Origin of the sequence: Hymenobacter cellulosilyticus (genome assembly GCF_022919215.1) — a bacterium.
GTDB lineage: Bacteria > Bacteroidota > Bacteroidia > Cytophagales > Hymenobacteraceae > Hymenobacter > Hymenobacter cellulosilyticus.
Genome location: NZ_CP095046.1, coordinates 3,082,018 through 3,101,195, shown reverse-complemented (window position 1 = coordinate 3,101,195; position 19,178 = coordinate 3,082,018). Strand labels below are relative to the sequence as shown.

Here is a 19,178-nt window from a genome sequence, read left to right as displayed (position 1 = left end):
ATGGACTCCCCCACTTTGCCGCCCCTGATTCTGACCCTGGCCCTGGACGAGGAATCAGCTGAGTTTTTCAACGCGCTGCGCCGCCAGCACTTCCCGCCCGAGCGCAACTACCTCGACGCCCACCTGACCCTGTTTCACCACCTGCCGGGCACGGAGCAGGCGGCCCTTACCAGGCTGCTCAGCGACTACGCCCGGCGCCTGGCTCCCCTGCCGTTGGAGGTGTCGGGCCTGCAGTTTCTGGGCCAGGGCGTGGCCTACCGGGTCGGAAGTGCGGCGCTGCAGGAACTGCACCGCGAGTTGCAGCAGGCGTGGTGGCCCTGGCTGACGCCCCAGGACCAGCAGAAGCGCCGGCCCCACGTTACCATTCAAAACAAGGTGCGGCCCGAGGTAGCTCGCAGCCTGCACCAGCAGCTGAGCAGCTCGTTCCAGCCTTTCTCGGCTACGGGCATCGGGCTGCAGCTGTGGATTTACCGCAACGGACCCTGGGAAGCGCTGCAGTATTTCCCGTTCGGGGCGTAGGCCAAAGCTAACCGGTCAAATATTCATTTTATTCTATTTAAAGATTTGTCACGGCTGCCCACCTCACCGGCAGGGTGAAAACCCCGTTCATTGCCCGGCGTCCGGGTTTCGCCGAATATTACCCGGCCGCAATGCTGTGCTGCGTAGATTTGGCAATCTGAAAATCTCTAGTAGATTTGATATTTCCCGCCCCCGAACGACCACGCCCTGTGCATGCAACAGTTTTATTGCCTTTTTACTGCGGCGCTGCTTATCGGCGCGGCACCGGCTGCAGCGGCGCCATTATCTGAGCCCTTTCCTACAAGCCTCTCTTTAAGAAGTCCAATTACCAACCCGGCGCCCGATGACGTCATAGGCGGTACCGTGCGCGGAGAAGAAGGCGAAGTGCTGCCCGGCGCTACCATTTTCATCAAAGGCTCGTTTATCGGCACCAGCACCAACCAGCTCGGGCAGTTTCACATGCAGCTGCTCCAGCTCAATAAGGGCTCGGTGACGCTGGTTGTGTCGTTTGTGGGCTATGAATCGAAGGAAATTACCCTGACTGAGGCCGACCACGAGCTTATCATTGATTTGGTGCCAAGTCCAGCAGCGGTGAGTGCCACGGTAGTATCGGCCTCGCGGGTAGAGGAAAACATCCTGCGCACCTCCGTCACCATTGACAAGGTCAGCAGCGCCCAAATTGAGCGAATCAGCACGCCGGAGGTGTTATCGGCGCTGGGCCAGCTGCCGGGGGTGGACGTGAATTCGGCCTCAATGCTGTTTACCAGCGTGAGCACGCGCGGCTTCAACACGGCCAAGAGTGAGCGGGTGATTCAGCTGGTCGATTATATGGACACGGCCCTGCCGAGCTTGAACCTGAGTCCGGGCAACCTGGTGGGCATTCCCGAGCTGGACATGGAAAGCATCGAGCTCATCCACGGCCCGGCCTCGGCTTTGTACGGGGCCAACGCCCTGAGCGGGGTCATCTTGTTCAACTCCAAGGACCCGTTTGTGTACGAGGGCTTGAGCGTGCGTTTGCGCGGGGGCCAGCGCAGTATGCTCGACGGACAGCTGCGCTACGCCAAAAAGCTGAGTCAGAAGCTGGCGGTGAAATTCAATGCCAGCGGCTTTCAGGCCAACGACTGGATTGCCACCAACCGCGAAGCGGCCAGCTTTTCGCTGAATCCGGCGGGCTCCCCGTTGGGCTACGACGCGGTGAGCAGCTACGGGGAGCTCAGCTTTCAGTACACCAACAACCCCCAGCGGCAGATGCCCGGCGGTACTCACCCCGATTTGTACGGCAAGACGGTCTACATGCCTGGCTTCACGGAGGCTGAGCTGATTGGCCCCGACCAGAAAACCAAGTCCTACCGCCTGCAAGGGGCCGTGTCGTACCTACTCAAAGCCAACCTGCAGCTCACCCTGGAAGCCAAGTACGCCACTGGTACCTCGACCTACCAGAACATCAGCCGCTTCCGTATCAAAGACCTGGGCACCAAGCAGTACCGGGCTGAGCTCAAGAGCTCCAAGGGCTTTATTCGCGCCTACTCCACCGAGGACTTCACCGGCAGCAGCTACGAGCTGACCCAGCTCAGCGCCCTGCTGCTGCACTCTACGGCCCAGCCAAACTCGCCGTATGGGCCCTTGAGCTACGCCCAGGTGTACTTTTCAACCTATAACACGGCCTATAAGCAGGCTATCCAGCAGGCGGGTACCACCCCGGCGCAGGCCCAGTCCCTGGCGCTGCAGGCCGCTACGGCCACCCAGCTCAAGGCTACCGACCCGCGCTTTGGTGAGCTGCGCAGCCAGCTTATTGCCGACGACGTGCCCGGCCGTGGCGCTCAGCAGAACTTCAACTCGTTCCTGAACGACATCAGCACCCAGCGCAGCTTCCGGGCGTCGGATTTCGGCACCGACCTGATTGTGGGCGGCGCGTATCGGGAATACCGTTTGGGCTCGGGCAGCAAGCTGTTTTCGGATACCGACGGGCAGCGCATCCGCAACTACGAGTTTGGGGCCTACTCCCAGCTTACCCAAACCCTGATGCACGACCAGCTCAAGCTGGCCCTGGCCGGCCGCGTCGACTACTTCAAGAACTTCTCGCCGGCTTTGTCGCCCCGGGCTTCGGCCGTGTACTCCTTCGGGCCCGACAAGCGCCATAACTTCCGCGCCAGCTACTCGGCCGCCTACCGCAGCCCCTCGCAGCTGGAGCAGTACGGGCAGTCCGACGTAACGACGTTTATCGTGCTGGGCAACATTGGGCAGGGCTTCCAGGGCTACGGCTTCACCGACGCGGCCGGTAACCCCTACGGTACGCCCGGCATTCCGCTGTCGGCCTTCGCCATCACACTCCCTAAGCTGCGGCTGGAACACGCCCAAACCGCCGAGGTAGGCTACAAAGGCATGATTCTGCCCAAGCTCTACGCCGACGTGAGTTACTTCCGCAGCATCTACAACGACTTCGTGGGGGCCCGCACCTTTGCCGGCAACGTGGACGGCTCCCGCCCCACCCAGCAGCAAATCGACGAAGGACTGCCTACTCTTTCCGACCGGACCAAGCCCACGCGCTTCATCTTTACCTGGTACAATCACGACCAACAGGTGCGCACCCAAGGCACCACGCTAGGCCTGGCCTACCAGTTGCACAAAGCCGTGAGCCTGACCGGCAATTACTCGCTCAACGTGCTGGACCGCCGCAACCTGCCCGCCGATTTTCAAACGTTTTTCAACACGCCCAAACACAAGTTTAACCTGGGCGCCAACGGGACCGTGGCGCAAAACCTGAGCTACTCGGTGAACTACCGCTGGGCCCAGGGCCACCGCCAGGAAATGCCCTTCGTCTCGGGCACCATTGGCAGCTACCGCACCACCGACATTTACCTGGGCTACACCGTGCCCACGCTGGGTGCTACCTTCCAGGCCGGCGCCTCAAACCTGTTCAATACCAACAACATCCAGATTATCGGCGGCCCGCAGATTGGGCGCCTGGCTTTCCTGGGCGTGCTGGTAAATGTCAAGTAGAGCCTTGCTAAACTGACGTAGGGCACCGCGCGGTTGATAGGCATTGCCGGTGCTTGGCTCGTCTACTTCTGCCTCACTGCCACTCGGCGCCAACGCAAAAAGTCCTTTACCTCCCTGAGGGTAAAGGACTTTTTGCACGTACCGGGACTTAGCTCGGCGCAGCTTTTTTGTTCAGAATACCAGACAGAGCAAGAAAATCCTGAAGCTCCCGATGAGAAGCTTACCGGTTGTTAATCAGCTGGAAACGGGCGTCTATTTCCTGGCGGGAAGCCTGACGGATTTCCTCGGAAGTACCGTAGCCCACTTCCTCTTCCCCGTTGGCCAAGCGTTCCATAATGGAGTCGGCAAAGGCGTCGACGGGTACGCCAAAAGTGTGCAGACCGGCTCCGCCTAGGTCGGTATTCACGGCCGGCGGCACAATTTCGAGCACCTTGATGGGCGTGGCGGCCAACTGGTGACGCAACGACAAGGTAAAGGAGTGTAGTGCCGCCTTGGTGGCGCTGTAGATGGGCGCAAACGCGGCCGGTGCAAACGACAACCCCGACGTCACGTTGATAATAACCGGGTTGGGTTGCTGCTGCAGATGCGGAATAAAGAGCATAGCCAGGTGAATGGGCGCCTCCACGTTGATGACGATTTCCTGGCGCAGCGTGTCCCAGTCCTGATTGTCGGTGGTCAGCTGCAGGCGGTTCTGGATGCCGGCGTTGTTGACCAGCACGTTGACCTGGGCAAACTCGGCCTGCACCCAGCGTAGCAGTTCCTGCCGGTCGGTGGCCGAGGCCACGTCGCAGACGCGCGTGTGCAGGCCGGGCAGCTGGGCCTGGGCTTCGCGGAGCTTGTCCTCGCGGCGGCCTACGGCAATAACCTGACTGCCGGCCTGTACAAAACGCTGGGCCAGAGCCAGGCCAATGCCGGAAGCTCCGCCGGTAATCAAAACGGTGTTATTAGCTAAGTTCATTGCGAATTAGATAAGTCGGTATGCGTGGAGAAAAGCATGGAAAGAATACTACCCACCGCCAGGCCGATTTGTTGGCCGCCGGGCCGTTTTTTCTTGCCTAATTGAATGGTATAAATCCCAAGCTTCGGCCAGCGCCGCTATTACCAGCTACTCGCCGGTTGAAGCGTGGGATTTCCAGCCCAGCAGTGTCGGTCGGGTGGGGCGCGACAACAAAGGCCGGGTCTACGAACTAGCCCCCAATGAATACCTGGCCAAGGGCTGGTTTGTCAACGTGCTGGTAGCCTAGCGCTTAACCAAAACCCGGGACGCAGCCCCTACGCCCCCGGGCCGGCCAGCCGCTAGGAAGCTCGACCTTATCGGCCGTGGCGGCCAGCAAACGCACTTTTTTACGGATCTGTCCCCAACAAAAGAGCCTTTTTTTGCTTTTCGACGTAGGCAATACCTTTGCCGACTTCTTCGCTACGTCACCCCTATGAATACTACCGATAACTCTCTGGAAAGCGCGGTTGATGTCGTGCTCATTGGCGCCGGCATTATGAGTGCCACGCTGGGCATGATGCTCAAGGAGTTGCAACCAGATCTGACCATCACGGTGCTCGAGCGCCTGGATGTGGCCGCGGCCGAAAGCTCCGACGCCTGGAACAACGCTGGCACCGGCCACTCGGCCTTTTGCGAGCTAAACTACACCCCGAGCGGGCCGACGGCTCCATCGACATCAGCAAGGCTATCGGCATTGCCGAGTCGTTTGAAGTCTCCAAGCAGTTCTGGTCGTTTCTGGCCGAGAAATATGCCGTCAAGGAACTGCAGCGCTTTATCAACCACATTCCGCACATGAGCTTCGTGTGGGGCAACGACAACGTGGAATACCTGCGCAAGCGCCACGCGGCCCTCACCCAGTCGCCCTTGTTTAAGGGCATGGAGTTCTCCCAGGACCGCCAGCAAATCGAGCAGTGGATTCCCTTGGTAATGGAAGGCCGCGACGACAGCCAGCCCGTGGCCGCCACCAACATGGAGTTGGGCACCGATGTGAACTTCGGCTCCCTGACCCGCGGCATGTTTTACCTCTTGCAGGAAAAGCCCGGCGTTACGTTCCACTTCAACCACGAAGTAAGTAAGCTCAAGCGCCGCGACGACGGCAGCTGGAGCGTGAAGGCCACCGACCGCCTCACGGGCCAAATCCGGAAAGTGCGGGCCAAATTCGTGTTTATCGGGGCCGGTGGCGGCTCTTTGACCCTGTTGGAGAAATCCGATATTCCCGAGGGCCACGGCTTCGGCGGCTTCCCCGTAAGCGGGCAGTGGCTGAAGTGCGTTAACCCCGAAGTTATTGAGCGGCACGAGGCCAAGGTGTACGGTAAGGCCGCCGTAGGCTCCCCGCCCATGTCGGTGCCCCACCTCGACTCGCGCATGATTAACGGCAAGCGGGAGTTGCTGTTTGGCCCCTACGCGGGCTTCAGCACCAAGTTCCTTAAGAAGGGCTCCTTCCTGGACTTGCCCGCCTCCATCCGGGCCGGCAACCTGCGCCCCATGATTATTGCGGGCCTTAAGAACATTCCCCTTACCCGCTACCTCATCAACCAGGTGCGGCAGTCGCCAGAAGACCGCCTGGCGGCCCTGAAGGAGTATCTGCCCAACGCCCGGGCCGAGGACTGGCAGCTCGAAATTGCCGGTCAGCGCGTGCAGGTGATTAAGAAAGACGCCAAGGAAGGCGGTGTGCTGGAATTCGGCACCGAGGTGGTTAGCGCCGCCGACGGCTCCATTGCGGCCCTGCTGGGTGCTTCACCGGGCGCGTCCACGGCCGTCAGCATTATGGTCAGCCTGATTCAGAAGTGCTTTAAAGAGCAGGGCGCTTCGCCGGAGTGGCAGGGCAAGTTCAAGGAAATGATTCCCTCTTTCGGCCAGAAGCTCAACGACAACCCCGAGCTGCTGGAGCAAATCCGCAACCACACCAGCTCGGTGCTGGGCTTGATTGCCCCAGCCGACATAGTTGGTAAGTAACGCCGCTTTAACTCAAAAAAGGCCGCCTGATTTGCGTCAGGTGGCCTTTTTTATGATCTGTACCTCAGGCCAGCGGCTTGGTTGCCACTACCGAATACACCAGCGGGGCGTGGTCACTGAGCGGGCCGATGCGGAACGTGCCGTCGGGCTGGGCCACGGTATGGGCAAAGCAGTTGTAGGGCGAGTAGTCGTACTCTTGAAAGCTGCTCAACGCCAGGCCCTGCCCGAGCAAACTGCCGACGACCTCACTCAGGCTGTGGTTCCAGGTCACAGACTGGTGCTCGATGCCCGCGGCGCGGTCGGCATAGGTACCTACTTCGGTTTCCTCGATGGGGCCGGTATTGAAATAGCTGTACTGCAGACGGGTAAAGTCGTTGTCGAACATCCAGACCACGGGGTGAAACTCGACCAGCACCAGCCGCCCGCCGGGCCGCAGGTAGCGGCTGACCAGCGCGGCCCAGCGTGTGAGGTCGGGCAGCCAGCCCAGCACGCCGTACGTGGTAAAGACCACATCAAACTGCTTTTCGGGCAGGTGCTGGGGCAAGTCGTAGATGTCGCAGCAGATAAATTCGGCTGCCACTCCAATGTCAGTGCTCAGCCGGCGGGCCGCGGCAATGGCCTCGTCGGATAAGTCGACGCCGGTAACCTGGGCCCCGAGCCGGGCCAGTGAGAGGCTGTCTTGTCCGAAATGGCACTGCAGGTGCAGCACGCGCAATCCGGCCACGTCGCCCAGCAAGTCCAGCTCGATACGGTTGAGCGAGGTTTTACCAGCTTTAAAGGCTTCCACGTTGTAAAAGTCGGACTCCAGGTGCGGACCGGTGCGGGCATTCCACAGGGCCCGGTTCAGGTCGAGGTAGGCGGCGGGCGTAGTCATAAAAGGGCTAAAGAAAGCCGGGAAGGTGAGCCGACCGGCGAATATATCAATCCGGGAGAAACGCCAGGGCAGGAACCAAGCTCCTCCTTAGCCGTAAGTAGGCCCTAGCCTATATCCTTTGTATGTATCATACTTTACCAGCCCGCGAGTATCAGAGCCTGAGCTACCGGGACGACGTCTGCTTTATTATTAACCGGATTTTGCGGCCCCTCGAACCAACAGAAATTCAGGAGGCCTACTCCCTGATGCTGGAGGCCGCCAACCAGTACGGCTGCCAGCATTGGCTTATTGACCTGCGCCGCGACGCGACCTACCGCCCCGAACTGCTGACCACGTTTTTTCCCCGGCCCGGCGACCGGACGGGCGCTTTAACGTACTTGGCCTATTTGGTAGCCCCCACCCTGCTCCACGACATGGAGGAGCAAGGCGCCATTCCAACCGCCGACTTCTACGACGGGCAGGTGTATCGGGCCCAGGTTTTCGTGGATGAGCAAGCAGCCCAGGACTGGCTGGCTTCGCACTAAGCGGGCTGGGGAAGCGGCGGCAGAAAGATTTCGGCCAACATGCAGCGGGCGCTGCCGCCCCAATGGTTTCGATGGTGGGAATAGGCAAAGGCAGCAGCTCGCAATACTGGCTGAGCCGGCCACGCTGCTCCACCGTCAGCGCGTCGTAGGCACTCTGCGACATCACCAGCAGCTCCGGGCCCGTGGCGGGTTGTACTGTGAGCATGTTGCCGGCAAACTGGGTCACCTGCCCGAGCGAAATAGCTACTATCTCGTGTCCCGTACTCGTCAAGGACTCGACTACCCGGGTTTGATCTGCGGCGTCGGTGATGCTTTCCAGGCAGATTACGGCAAACCCGGCGCCCACGCACAGCATCACGTTGGTATGGTAAATAGACTGGTCCTGAGCATCGTAGGCGTGAAAGGGCACGGGCTTATAGCTTAGGCGGGCGGCCACTTCCTCAAAAAGCGCCGCATCGGTGCGGGCCGACAAGCAGGCGTAAGCCCGGCGGTGCACATGGTCGAAGATAATGCTGCCGGTGCCTTCCAGAAACCGTCCCCGCTGCTCGTGGGCCGACAAATCCACGACTTCGGTGAGCACAAACTGCTGGCCCAGGCGCTCCAGAATGTCGGGCCGCCGCTCAGAGCGGCGGTTGGGGGCGCACATGGGGTAGAGTAGCACGCGGCCGTCGGGGTGGAAAGTGCCCCAGTTGTTGGGAAACACGGCATCGGGCTTGGCCGGCGCGGGCGTATCTTCTTCTACCAGCACCCGCACGCCCCGCTCCCGCAGCGTGGCTACGGCGTTGTCGAACTCGGCGTAGGCCTGCTGCTGCACCTGCTTGGCGCTAAGGCCTGTTAGGGCGTGCTGAAAGTGGTTGGACTGGGCCGTTTCGGCGTTGAAAGCAAAGCTGGCGGGCCGCACGAGCAGAACAGTAGAAGCGGATTGCATAGGAGGCAGGAACGTGGGAGGGTGAGGTCGGGCAGCTAAGGTAAGCGGGCTGGGCGGTACTTCTGCCCAGGTGGTAAATGGCCAAAACAGGGTTTTCTACAAATACGAAAGCCACCAGTAGGAATGGCGCTGCTTGTAGCCCTGATACCAGCGGCAGGGCACGTAGAGCAGCACTACCACGCTCAGCCACACTACATAGGCCCGCAGCAGGCTGGGCTGGTAGGCGGCGGGCCAGTCTTTGCGGTCCATGAACCCGAAATTGAAGGGCTGCCCGAAGGCCAGCATCGTCCAGACCAGAGCCCCGGCACTGATGAGCAGCAAGTGCAGCAGGTAGTAGAAAAACGGCACCCGCCCGTAGATGCGCAGTATTTCGGCCCAGCGGCCCGCCACCGTTTCGGCCCCGCTCAGCAGCAGCAGCGCCACGCCCAGGGTAAGGCACAAAAACAGCAGGGACGGCGGGTACTTGGTTATATTCAGAAAGGACAGCACCGTGTAAAAACCGCCTCGGGTTTGCACGCTCCAGAGGTTGGGCTCCCCGTACCAGTTAGTGAAGCGCAGCCCGACAAAGAGCAACAGCAGTGCCCCGCCTGCCAGGCGCAGGCGCCGGTTGCGCTCCGGCAGCGGCAGCCCAAACCACGGCCCCATCCAGTAGCCCGCCACCAGCACGGCCGCCCAGGGCCCAATGGAGTACGCCACCAGAAACGCGGGAGCCCCACCGACGGATGGAAGCAGAAACGGGCCGTTGTGCAGCAGGGCCGCTACCAGGTTCTCGGCCGTGACCGGGGCAATAGTGGGCAGCAGATTATGCAGGACCAGAAAGCCCAGGGACCCGGCGCCCAGCACCCAGCGCGGCAGCCACAGCAGCCCGGCCAGCAGCACCATGCCCCAGCCCGTAGCCCAGATTACCTGCAGCAGAACCATCTGGAAGCTCCACTGCAGCAGGAAGTTGATGACCAGGATTTCCAGCGCCACCAGCCACAGGCCCGGGTTAGCAGAAACCGGCTGACGGCCGGGCGGCTGGGCTTTTTTTGCTGGGCGAGAAAGATGCTGACCCCGGCCAAGAACACAAACGTGGGGCGCAGAAATGGGTAACCCAGCGGGTAAGGAACAACAGCGCCGAAGCCTGGCTAACGTCTTCGGGCCGCACCGGCGTCGGGCTCCAGAACTCGCGCACGTGGTCCAGGGCCATGATAACCATGACCAGCCCGCGTACCAGGTCGATGGACTGAACCCGGGCCGGGCGGGCCACGGTGGCAGAAACGGGGGGCAGGGCAGAAACCTCGGACATGGCGCAAGCGGTAAAGGGACGCTTAAGGTGTCGAAAAGAGCCCGATAAATTGGCACTTCCCTCCTGCTTCGCCTTCGGCAGCCGCGCTACAGCTGCTTGGTGATGCGCAGGCCGCCGTAGGAATACCCGTTTACGTTCACGCCCTGCAGCGGAGCCACCGACAAGCCCTTGGCCCGGCTGGTCTTGTGCAACTGGGGCACCAGCACGCCTACCGTGGCACCCACGGCATACCCCACCAGGTTGTCAGAGAGGAAGTGCTTGCCCGCCTCCAGACGATAATATCCCACCACGGCCGGAATTACGGCGGCGGCGCCCCACACGTAGGGCTGAGCGGGCGAGTCGGGGTTGAAATCGTGGAATACCTTGGCCGCGAAGAAGGTAGCCGTGGCGGCGTGGGCAGTATGGCCGGCAAAAAAGGAGTTGGTAGAAATCTTGCTGCTCCGCTCCCGGGCGGTGCCTTGCGTGCCGTACAAAAAGGGCCGGTAGCGGTACACATTTCCCACCGTGGAGGTGAAGATAGCTGAGGTAGTCAGCATGGTTTCCAGGTAGAGCACGGCTACCTGCCCGTAGTGGCCCCGGATATCGGGGTTGAGCGCCAGCAGGCCCGGCGCCGCTACCAGCGAACCGTAGCAGAAAAAGTCACTGATGGTCTGGGCCCGCTCGCTATACTTGCCGGCCACAAACCGGTCGAACTTGGGCACGTCGTCTTTGCTGAGCGCGGCCAGCTCTGCTTCGTTCAGACCTTCTTTTTGCTGCACCCGGTACAGGCCAAACCCGCTGACGGCCCCAAGCCCCCAATCACGGGCGCATCGACGGCAAAGCGGGTATGGTAGGGCGAGGAGGAATTGTGCTGGGCGGTGGCGGCGGGTGTGGCAGCCAGGCTCAGGGTCCCGGCAAGCAAAACAGAGGAAAAGAGCTTCATACTGGTAATTTGGGGAGAGAATGAGGCTGAAACGGGGACGGGCCGGGCAAGGTTAGCAGCTCGACCGTAGTCACCTCAATTTCTGCACTTTTCGGAGCATCCCCTCCTACCTAGCCCTTCCTTATTACTTAGCCTACCTGGCAGGCGCGCAGCCAGGCCCGGGCCGCGGCCTCGTTGTCGAAGAGCTCAATCTGAAACCGGCCGTTGACGCGCTGGCGCAGGGCCGCCGCCGACTCCTGCGAAAACGCGTCGGGATTGTCCAAGTGCGCCCAATACTTCAGGCCACTCTGCACCGCGTACGGAATCCACTCGCGCTCCAGCCAGTCCAGTGAGGCATTCCAGCCCCTACCAGGTGCCGGTTGTCGTTGAGCACGGCCACGCAGCGTTTTTGCTGCATCTGGTCGAGGTAGGCCCGGGCGCCTTTCAGGACGTTGCCGCTGGTGGGAAAGCCGACCCAGTCGGCATAAATCCAGGGACCTTCGGGCTGGTAGTGTATTTCCAGAAACAGCTTACCAACGGAGGAGTACAGTTCTTCAAGTAGCATGCGCACTAAATAATGTCCGGGCCGGACTGGGTAGCTAACCAGCAACTTTTGAGCTTTGTTTGTCCGTCAGTCAGCGCCGCAGAAATTCAGCCTCAATGGCATTTATCTCCTGCTTTTGCGCTTCGGTAGCCCCGTCCCACATATCGTTGTGAATGGTGGCAGGCAGGGCCACAATCGTAATGCCAAACGTGCGCTGCTCGGCCGCCGTGGTAAGTACGCCCGGGTCGGCCACCTGGTCGCTGGAGCGGATGGACAGGATTCTGGGCCGGCGGGTGCGGGGCAGCGGCATACGGCGGTTGTCGAGCGAAATGACGCGGGCTACCAGCTGCGGGTGCTCGTGGGCAAAGAGCATGACCATGTCGCCGCCGTTGGAATGGCCCAGGAGCAGCAACTGGCCAGTATTCAGGCGGGGCAAGCGTTGCTGCAGCATTTGGCACACAAAGAGCAGGTTTTGCACGCCCCGCTCCCAGTTGGGCCGCCGCGTTTCGCGCAGGTTGCCAGTAGTGGCAATAGGCTCGTCGCCCGGCAACTCATGCTGCACGCTGGCCACTACGTAGCCCATAGCTACCAGCTGCCGGGCCAGAAACGTATACGCCGTGCTTTGACCGCCGTAGCCATGGCTCAGCAACGCTAGCCGGGGTCGGGCCACGGCCACAGTGGGCTGGTAGAGTACTACCGGCACCGGGCGCCGGCGCACGGAATCATACAGCGCCAGCGTTTCGGTATGCATCTTAATGGCGGCGGCTGGCGGTGCGACGCGCAACCCGACAGCAGCCACCCCAGAGTCAGGGCCAGTATCCAGCTACTTCTGCGCATTTATCAGGATGACGTAAGCTGCCGGGCAGCGTGAGACCGGGTCGCCCACGGAATGAGCAGGTACGTCAGCCACAGCCGAAAGGCTAGTTGTGAAACGCTCAAGCTAATTACTGGCTTGTCAGTATGCTAATATCCTGCTAGGGCAATTCCTTCATGGCGGTGAAGGGCATGGTGGGAGTAAACAGGCGCCTGACCCGCTCGAAAAAGCTGACTGGCTTGGCGCGGGCGTCGTACTCGACGCTGGGGTACTCGTTGGAGTTGTTCTTGGGCTTGTACACCCGAATATAATCCACGTCGAGGTGGGACCCTTCGGTGTACCAGGGCCACATCTGAAGGGAGACAATCAGGGCCGTGGGGCACCGGTTGTACTGGCGCATGATGGTGGAATCGTTGAACGTGACGATTTTGGTGTCGTCGAGGAAGAACGATATTTCCGTGGGCGTCCACACGCCGGTGTACACATGAAAGTCGTCGGCCAGGTCGGCGTAACCTTCCGTTTTCACCCAGACAAATTCGCCGCGGTGGGGCACGAATTTATCGGCCTCATCATCATAGCCCACGCCGAATACCCGGCTGGTATTGTACTTGTAGTCCCGGCCTTCGTAGATATTGACCTGCAGGCCCGTGGGCCAGCTGCCGGCGTGTGGCGGCTCGCCCCACAGCCAAAAGGCGGGGAAGGTCGGCTTTTTAGCCACCCGCATCCGCACCTGGAAGACGCCGTACAGAAAGCCCGGGAGTAGCCGCCGGGGTTATTCTCGGGCGTGCAGGGAGGGTCGAAAACCGGCCCGGCCACCCCGCGCTTGGTCATGAGCAGGGCCGAGCGAAACTTGGCTATGCGAGGCTTGCGGGTCGGGTCGGCGGGGTCGGGGTAGATTTCCCGCTTCTGGTAGTCGGAGTCGGCGGGCATAATCAGCTCAGACCGCAGCCGCAGGTAGGACGTGACTCCTTCGCGCCGCAGCTCCATATTTGCCCAGTTATTGGTCGTCGGGTCCACGTAATATTCACCCCCACCGGCGGAGCCCGTAGCCTGGTCGCTGGTAAACTGCCACCGCTCGGATAGCTCCGACGGATGAGCCAGGCTGTCGAAGGTTTCCTCCAATACCAGGTTATAATCTTTCAGCAGGTCGGCCTTAGGCTTCAGCTTGGATTGCGCAAAGGCCACCAGCTTGAGGCTCAGCAATAGAATCAGCAGAACACTTTTCTTCATACTAGCAAATACCGCCCGGCCGGCCTGGCTACCCGGAGCGGGCAGCCTGCGGGAGCGGCAGGAAAAAAATCTTAACTGGCCGGCGGCTTTTTCGTGCTCCGAAAACAGCCGGGCTTCACGCTGGCACCAAGCCAGACTTTGTTACAAGATTAAGTATCTGGGCGTAGTTCATCACTATGCTACTGCCCGCATTTGTCTGCTAACGGCAAAATACCGGGTGTGGTATGTCGGCGGCGGCTGGTTGGTATGGCAGCGGCTAACCTTTCCGGGGCGGCGCGGGTACACGTGCCTACTGCCTGCCGTGCTCTGGCGGGTCCTGTTTGTATGAAAGAAACTGTTGCCCACCTGCTCTCCCATTTCCCCGACATTTTCGCCACCCTGGGCATTCTGCTCGGTGGCCTGCTGCTCGGGCTGGTACTCAAATACGCTGTTTTCAGCGTGCTGCGGGCATTTGGGCGGCGCGAGGATTCCGTTTTGGCCCGCTCGGTGGCTCAGCACCTGAACCTGGCCAGCGCCTGGTTTTTCCCGGTCCTGACTATTTCCCTGCTCCTGCCCTGGTGCCGCTGCCGCCCAAGCCTTTCGAGGTGCTGCGCCGCCTGGTGGAAGTGGCCCTGGTCCTCTCCTTTGCCTGGGGCCTGATCAAAACCGTGGACGTGCTTCAGGACCTGGTGCAGCAGCGCTACCGCCTGGAGGGCGCCGACAACCTGCGGGTGCGTAAGCTTTTCACCCAGCTGCAGTTCGTCAAGAAGCTGGCCGTGTCGCTGATTGCCTTCGTGGCCGTGGGGCTGGTACTGATGAGCTTTGAAACGGTGCGCCGCCTGGGCACTGGCTTGCTTACCTCGGCCGGTATTGCCAGCGTAATTGTGGGCTTTGCCGCTCAGCGCTCCATCAGCAACCTGCTGGCCGGCTTCCAGATTGCCTTCACCCAGCCCATCCGCATCGACGACGTGCTGGTGGTGGAAGGCGAATGGGGCCGGGTCGAGGAAATCACCTTTACCTACGTGGTGCTCAGCATCTGGGACGAGCGCCGCCTGGTGCTGCCGCTCAACTATTTCATTGAAAAGCCCTTTCAGAACTGGACCCGCACCAGTGCCCGCCTTACCGGGCCGTGCACCTGCAAACCGACTATACCGTGCCCGTGGAAGCCGTCCGCACCGAGCTGCGCCGCATCCTGGAGGCCCACCCACTCTGGGACCAACGCGTGTGCGTGCTGCACGTCACCGATGCCAAGGAGCGCACCCTGGAACTGCGGGCCTTGGTCAGTGCCGCCAATGCCGGCAACGTGTGGGAATTGCGCTGCGCCGTGCGTGAGCAGCTTATTACGTTTCTGCAGCGCGAATTTCCCGGCAGCCTGCCCAACACCCGGGTGCTGCTACCAGGCCCGGCTCCCACCGCTTTTACCCACCAAGCCGGCTGAGCTGCCACTACCCGGCGTTGCGGCAAAACCGGGACGTATGCCTCTTCTACTCCGGCAAGCGCAATGCTTCTTTTTTCATCCAGCCCCGGGTAGTTACCTTTTCCCAGTTGGTAAAGGTAACGTAGACGGCCTCGCCCTGCTCCTGCCCCAAGTTCACTTTGTCGCCCTGCTCGCAGTAGGCCCGGCGGGGCGTCAGCAGGTCGGGCGTATTGTAGAAATAGGCGCGCCCCGCCTGCACTACGGCTTTGCGGGTACCGCTGCCACTAGTAGCGCGGGTAGGTTCGGGGCCTAGCGCCACGTCTGTTTCCGAAGAGGTGGCGGGAACTGAAGCAGCCGGCCGCGCCGGAGCGGGCCGGGAGGCCGGGCTGGCCGTCAGCCGACTTACTTCCTCCACTTTCAGCCAGCCCGTGACGGTAGCACCAGTCTGACTTACAAACTGAGTGCGGATAAATCCGTTGCCGTCCTCCTCGCCGTAAAGCACGTCGCCGCGGCGCAGGTATTGTCCCGTGGGCTTGGTTTTCCCGGGCGAATCATAGAAATACGCCGCTTCAGACCGCACCCGGTAGCGGCGGCCGGCAGTGGTAGCAGAAACGGTTGGCGGTGGAGCCGGCGCAGCTTCGGTAGCGGCGGCTTCATTGGTTGCAGCGGCCGGTGTGGGCTGGTCAACGCGCAATTCGGAGTTTTCACGCCGGGCTGCCTCGTCGGAGCAAGCCGTAAGACTAGCCGCCAGCAAGGCCAGCACGGGCACGACTGCCGCGACTCGGCGCAGTAGCATGGGGCAGCCTGCTCGTAAGCCGGTTATAGTCTGCGCAGGTTGATTGTTCGCCATATCCGTAGGGGGCCGGGCCCGTTACTGCTTTTGGCAGAATACGTAACCGGGCCTGTCCGAGGCCGTCCGTAGCGGCAGATCAAGCTTAAGCCAACCGGACAGCAGCTATAAAACGAGGCCCAGCGGCACCAGCTACTGCGGCGCCGGCAAACGCCAGCCCGTTTTTTCCGCCCATAGCTCCGCTGCCTGATAGAGCAGATGAAAAACGGGTTCCTTGAGAAACAGGTAACCATCAATGCTGGTCGGAAACAGGTGCGCCGCCCGCTGCTTGAGCAGGGCATACTCCTGGCGGGCTGGGTCTTGGGCGCGCAGGTAGTCGCGGCAAAGCAAGGCAAAGCGCGCGTTAAAGCGAGCTGCTTCCCGAATGTGCAGGTGCATACGCCGCTCTCCCTCCGGCTCCCGCATGTAGAGCTTGCGTAGCTCCGGCGAGGCGGCGGGCAGCGCGTGAAAGATGTCGTACTGCCAACTCTCGCCCTGCCGAAAACCCGCCTGCCGTAGCACTCCGGTAAGGTTGCCGGCCGCCTCTTCCAGACTAGCGACGGTCAGTTGCACGTCGATGACGTCTTTGGCACATAAACCGGGCACGGCCGTGGAGCCGATATGGTCAAGACGTACTATGGTCGGCCCGGCGGCCTGCTGCAGGCGGGCCGCTAGCTGCTGGTACTCCCCGGCCCAGTCCGGGCGGTAGGCCTCTAGTACCACGGGGCGGGAAGGAGGAAAGAAAGTGGGGAAAGTCATGGGGCAGACGCAGTAGACGGAACGCGAAAATAGAACTTCTGGTCCAGCACGGCCTGCTCGCCGCACCTTCTGCTCCTTCTTCTGCCCGACCTTGCCCCGGGGAGCTACGTATGGCAAACACCAGCAGAAAAACTTTCCGCCCTGTAAGAACGCCGCCCGGCGTGGCACCGGACCTCGGCCAACCTTTTACCGGGACCAGCACGACGGCCTGATTCGTTACCAGCTGGCCGGCGAAACGATATTCGAGCTGGCGCCAACTAACTCCGGCAGAGTTTTCTTGTTGCTTACGGCATTCACCCCTGAACCAATGACCCCAACATCCACCGTTCCCCCTCCGACTCTTCTACCAATGCAGCGGCTCCCATCGTGCTGGCTGGCGCTACCGGGGCCCTGGGCCTACTGATTGCCCATGCCCTGCGCCAACGTGGAGCTACCGTGCGGGCCCTAGTGCGCCCTCTGGCCACCACCGGCGCCGAGGCCACTTCCCTGCGCCTGCAGGGCGCCGAAGTAGTGGCCGTGGAGTATGACGATGCGGCGGCCCTCGCCCGGGTCTGTGCCGGCGCCGCCTGCGTGGTATCGGCCTTATCGGGGCTGCGGCCGGTAATCGTGGAAGCCCAGACCCAGCTGCTGGAAGCAGCCGTGGCAGCCGGCGTGCCCCGCTTTATTCCCTCCGACTACTCCGCCGACTTCACCCGCCTGCCCGAAGGCTCCAACCGCAACTTCGACCTGCGCCGGGAGTTTGCCCGCCGCCTGGCCAAAGCGCCTATTCAAGCCACGTCGGTGCTCAACGGCATGTTTATGGACCTGCTCAAGGGTCAGGCCCCGGTGATTCTGACCGGTCCGCGCCGGGTGCTGTACTGGGGCAGCGCTGATCAGCCCCTGGACTTTACCACGATGGTCAACACGGCCGAGTACACCGCCGCGGCCGCCCTGGACCCTACCACGCCCCGCTACTTGCGCGTGGCTGGCGAAGTGGCTACTATCCGCGGCCTGCAGGCTGCGGCCCAGGCGGCCACGGGTCAGGAGTTTAAGCTGCTGCGGGCCGGTAGCTTGGGCGTATTGGCCGGGCTCATTAAGGTAACCAAGACAGTAGCGCCGGCCAAAAACGAGGTGTTCCCGCCCTGGCAGGGCATGCAGTATCTGCACAACATGCTCAGCGGCCAGGCCAAGCTGCCTGAGCCCCTTGACAACGACCGGTACCCGGAAATCCGCTGGACCAAGGTGCGGGAAATGCTGACTGGTAAGGTTTAACAACCGGCTGCTGATGGGCCGGCTTGAGTGTGGGCCTGCTCCGCCGCCAGCGTCATATGCGCAGATGAGCGCCTACAAAAAAAGGCCGCGTCGCCCCGAAAGTATCCGGGTGGTGCGGCCTTTTGGAGTTTCTCTTATCAGCGAAATAAGGCACGACACTCAGCCTGCCAAATACCTGATTTTCTTTTTCTTGCACAGCGAAAAGAATTTAATCAGCACTTAATACTGCTGCGTTCCTCGGGCTCCCACACTAAAAAATGGCACTAAGTAAACTAATTACATGGTACCTTGAACGGCCCAAATAGCGCCCATTTATACTGCACAAGCCCTTAAAAGAAGCTGATGAACACCTTCGTTCTTATATCCTACGGAAGAGAGTCCGAATACAGACGAGCCATCCTGACTGTCCTGAGCTTTTGGAGCCTGTATAGCGACAATGCGTCAGCCACTAAAACGATTATCTTCACCGACAACCCCGAATACTTCCTGCCTTATCTGGAAGGATTGGACGTGGAATACGCCCTGCTGACGGCCGAAAAAATCCGGGAGATGAAGGGTCAGCACAACTTTATTCATCGGCTGAAAATTGCCGTTATCGAGCAAGTCTTTACCAAATATCCGGCGGCCGACCTGGTGTATACCGATTCGGATACCTTCTTCATTGCGGACCCGGCCCAGTTGATTGAGCGGATAAAGCCTGGTGTGAGCTTTATGCACAAGGCCGAGTATACCCTGGAAGAGCGCCAGGAGTTCTCCAAGGAAGCCCGGGACTTGGTCGGGTTGATTGCTGATAAGCCGTTTGCTACCACCGTGGGCGAGGAGCGCTACGATGCGTCTTACCGCTCCTGGAATGCCGGGGCACTGGCCTTCTCCCCGGAAGTGCATCCGTACCTAGCCGACGTGTATATGCTCACGGATGAGTTCTACACCGTTTCCAAATCACTCCTGAGCGAGCAGCTGGCCTTTTCCTTTATCCTGCAGAAAAGAACCCAGATGCACCCCTGCGACTCCTATATTTTCCACTACTGGCAGCCGGAAAAAAAGCCGGTAGTAGACAGTTTGTTGGCCCCGCTGTTCACTGTTGAGTTTGGTAACTTATCGTTACCCGAAAAATACAAAGTCATACGTGACTTCACCAGCAACCTGCCCGCCCGCATTGATCAGCTGCTCCACGAGCAGCGCCAAACCAACAAGGATATCGTGCTCCGGGAAGACGCTATTGCCGCTCTCTCCAAAAAGGAATTTGGCAGGTTTTCTAAGAATGCCGTTTCCTACCTTCTGAAAAAGCCCACGGACACAAAATTCCTGAAGGACATCCTGTACTACACCAAGCAGCTATACTTCAAATAGGTCTTTTGCCCGTAGCTA

General features: G+C 60.7%; 19 protein-coding genes and 2 pseudogenes. 8 read left to right on the top strand and 13 right to left on the bottom strand.

Annotation, left to right across the window (positions count from 1 at the left end; all coding sequences use genetic code 11):
- Complete coding sequence (locus MUN79_RS15275; protein ID WP_244673551.1) at window positions 1-519, top strand: 2'-5' RNA ligase family protein; 519 nt, start codon at window positions 1-3, stop codon at window positions 517-519.
- Window positions 520-882: 363 nt separating this feature from the next.
- Window positions 883-3,519 (top strand): TonB-dependent receptor, encoded by a 2,637-nt coding sequence (locus MUN79_RS15270; RefSeq protein WP_244673550.1) that lies wholly within the window; start codon window positions 883-885, stop codon window positions 3,517-3,519.
- Between the two features lie 220 nt (window positions 3,520-3,739).
- Here the strand turns inward: MUN79_RS15270 and MUN79_RS15265 are convergent, their stop codons facing one another.
- Window positions 3,740-4,477 (bottom strand): SDR family oxidoreductase, encoded by a 738-nt coding sequence (locus MUN79_RS15265; RefSeq protein WP_244673549.1) that lies wholly within the window; start codon window positions 4,475-4,477, stop codon window positions 3,740-3,742.
- Window positions 4,478-4,949: 472 nt separating this feature from the next.
- On the opposite strand from MUN79_RS15265, the pseudogene MUN79_RS15260 reads away from it, so the two are divergent.
- Window positions 4,950-6,472, top strand: a pseudogene (locus tag MUN79_RS15260) (malate:quinone oxidoreductase).
- 64 nt (window positions 6,473-6,536) lie between these two features.
- Here the strand turns inward: MUN79_RS15260 and MUN79_RS15255 are convergent.
- From MUN79_RS15255 to MUN79_RS15215, 10 genes are all read right to left on the bottom strand, one after another.
- Window positions 6,537-7,346: a class I SAM-dependent methyltransferase gene (locus tag MUN79_RS15255; protein ID WP_244673548.1), complete on the bottom strand. Its 810-nt coding sequence runs from the start codon at window positions 7,344-7,346 to the stop codon at window positions 6,537-6,539.
- Between the two features lie 285 nt (window positions 7,347-7,631).
- Window positions 7,632-8,798, bottom strand: coding sequence for a citrulline utilization hydrolase CtlX (gene ctlX, locus MUN79_RS15250; protein ID WP_244673547.1), 1,167 nt, complete (start codon window positions 8,796-8,798; stop codon window positions 7,632-7,634).
- Window positions 8,799-8,894: 96 nt separating this feature from the next.
- Window positions 8,895-9,770 carry an acetyltransferase domain-containing protein gene (locus tag MUN79_RS15245; protein ID WP_244673546.1) on the bottom strand — a complete coding sequence of 292 codons (876 nt, stop codon included), beginning with the start codon at window positions 9,768-9,770 and terminating at the stop codon, window positions 8,895-8,897.
- Between the two features lie 16 nt (window positions 9,771-9,786).
- Window positions 9,787-10,086 (bottom strand): hypothetical protein, encoded by a 300-nt coding sequence (locus tag MUN79_RS15240; RefSeq protein WP_244673545.1) that lies wholly within the window; start codon window positions 10,084-10,086, stop codon window positions 9,787-9,789.
- Between the two features lie 86 nt (window positions 10,087-10,172).
- Window positions 10,173-10,844 carry a phosphatase PAP2 family protein gene (locus tag MUN79_RS15235; protein WP_244673544.1) on the bottom strand — a complete coding sequence of 224 codons (672 nt, stop codon included), beginning with the start codon at window positions 10,842-10,844 and terminating at the stop codon, window positions 10,173-10,175.
- Window positions 10,823-11,008, bottom strand: coding sequence for a hypothetical protein (locus MUN79_RS15230; protein WP_244673543.1), 186 nt, complete (start codon window positions 11,006-11,008; stop codon window positions 10,823-10,825). The genes MUN79_RS15235 and MUN79_RS15230 overlap by 22 nt, the downstream gene beginning before the upstream one ends.
- 128 nt (window positions 11,009-11,136) lie before the next feature.
- On the bottom strand, window positions 11,137-11,271 hold the full coding sequence (locus MUN79_RS30105; protein WP_262922869.1) for a hypothetical protein: 135 nt from the start codon (window positions 11,269-11,271) through the stop codon (window positions 11,137-11,139).
- Window positions 11,272-11,285: 14 nt separating this feature from the next.
- Window positions 11,286-11,552 (bottom strand): hypothetical protein, encoded by a 267-nt coding sequence (locus MUN79_RS15225; RefSeq protein WP_244673542.1) that lies wholly within the window; start codon window positions 11,550-11,552, stop codon window positions 11,286-11,288.
- Window positions 11,553-11,622: 70 nt separating this feature from the next.
- A complete protein-coding gene (locus tag MUN79_RS15220) occupies window positions 11,623-12,282 on the bottom strand; it encodes an alpha/beta fold hydrolase (RefSeq protein WP_244673541.1) in 660 nt (219 codons plus the stop codon).
- Between the two features lie 223 nt (window positions 12,283-12,505).
- Window positions 12,506-13,069 (bottom strand): family 16 glycosylhydrolase, encoded by a 564-nt coding sequence (locus MUN79_RS15215; RefSeq protein WP_244673540.1) that lies wholly within the window; start codon window positions 13,067-13,069, stop codon window positions 12,506-12,508.
- Between the two features lie 830 nt (window positions 13,070-13,899).
- Here MUN79_RS15215 and MUN79_RS15210 point away from each other — a divergent pair.
- From MUN79_RS15210 to MUN79_RS15200, 3 genes and pseudogenes are all read left to right on the top strand, one after another.
- Window positions 13,900-14,214, top strand: a complete 315-nt coding sequence (locus MUN79_RS15210) for a hypothetical protein (RefSeq protein WP_244673539.1) — start codon at window positions 13,900-13,902, stop codon at window positions 14,212-14,214.
- A 155-nt stretch (window positions 14,215-14,369) separates the two neighbouring features.
- Window positions 14,370-14,600 (top strand): annotated as a pseudogene (locus tag MUN79_RS15205) (mechanosensitive ion channel family protein); the annotation flags it as partial.
- A gap of 83 nt (window positions 14,601-14,683) precedes the next feature.
- Window positions 14,684-14,992, top strand: a complete 309-nt coding sequence (locus MUN79_RS15200; RefSeq protein WP_244678414.1) for a hypothetical protein — start codon at window positions 14,684-14,686, stop codon at window positions 14,990-14,992.
- Window positions 14,993-15,038: 46 nt separating this feature from the next.
- Here MUN79_RS15200 and MUN79_RS15195 read toward each other — a convergent pair whose 3' ends face one another.
- Complete coding sequence (locus MUN79_RS15195) at window positions 15,039-15,767, bottom strand: hypothetical protein (RefSeq protein ID WP_244673538.1); 729 nt, start codon at window positions 15,765-15,767, stop codon at window positions 15,039-15,041.
- Window positions 15,768-15,953: 186 nt separating this feature from the next.
- Window positions 15,954-16,559 carry a GrpB family protein gene (locus MUN79_RS15190; RefSeq protein ID WP_244673537.1) on the bottom strand — a complete coding sequence of 202 codons (606 nt, stop codon included), beginning with the start codon at window positions 16,557-16,559 and terminating at the stop codon, window positions 15,954-15,956.
- Window positions 16,560-16,925: 366 nt separating this feature from the next.
- On the opposite strand from MUN79_RS15190, the gene MUN79_RS15185 reads away from it, so the two are divergent.
- Together MUN79_RS15185 and MUN79_RS15180 are read left to right on the top strand one after the other, a co-directional pair.
- Entirely contained in the window at window positions 16,926-17,810 is an 885-nt protein-coding gene (locus MUN79_RS15185) for an NmrA family NAD(P)-binding protein (RefSeq protein ID WP_311136491.1), read from the top strand.
- Between the two features lie 342 nt (window positions 17,811-18,152).
- Window positions 18,153-19,160: a hypothetical protein gene (locus tag MUN79_RS15180; RefSeq protein ID WP_244673536.1), complete on the top strand. Its 1,008-nt coding sequence runs from the start codon at window positions 18,153-18,155 to the stop codon at window positions 19,158-19,160.
- Window positions 19,161-19,178: the final 18 nt, after the last annotated feature.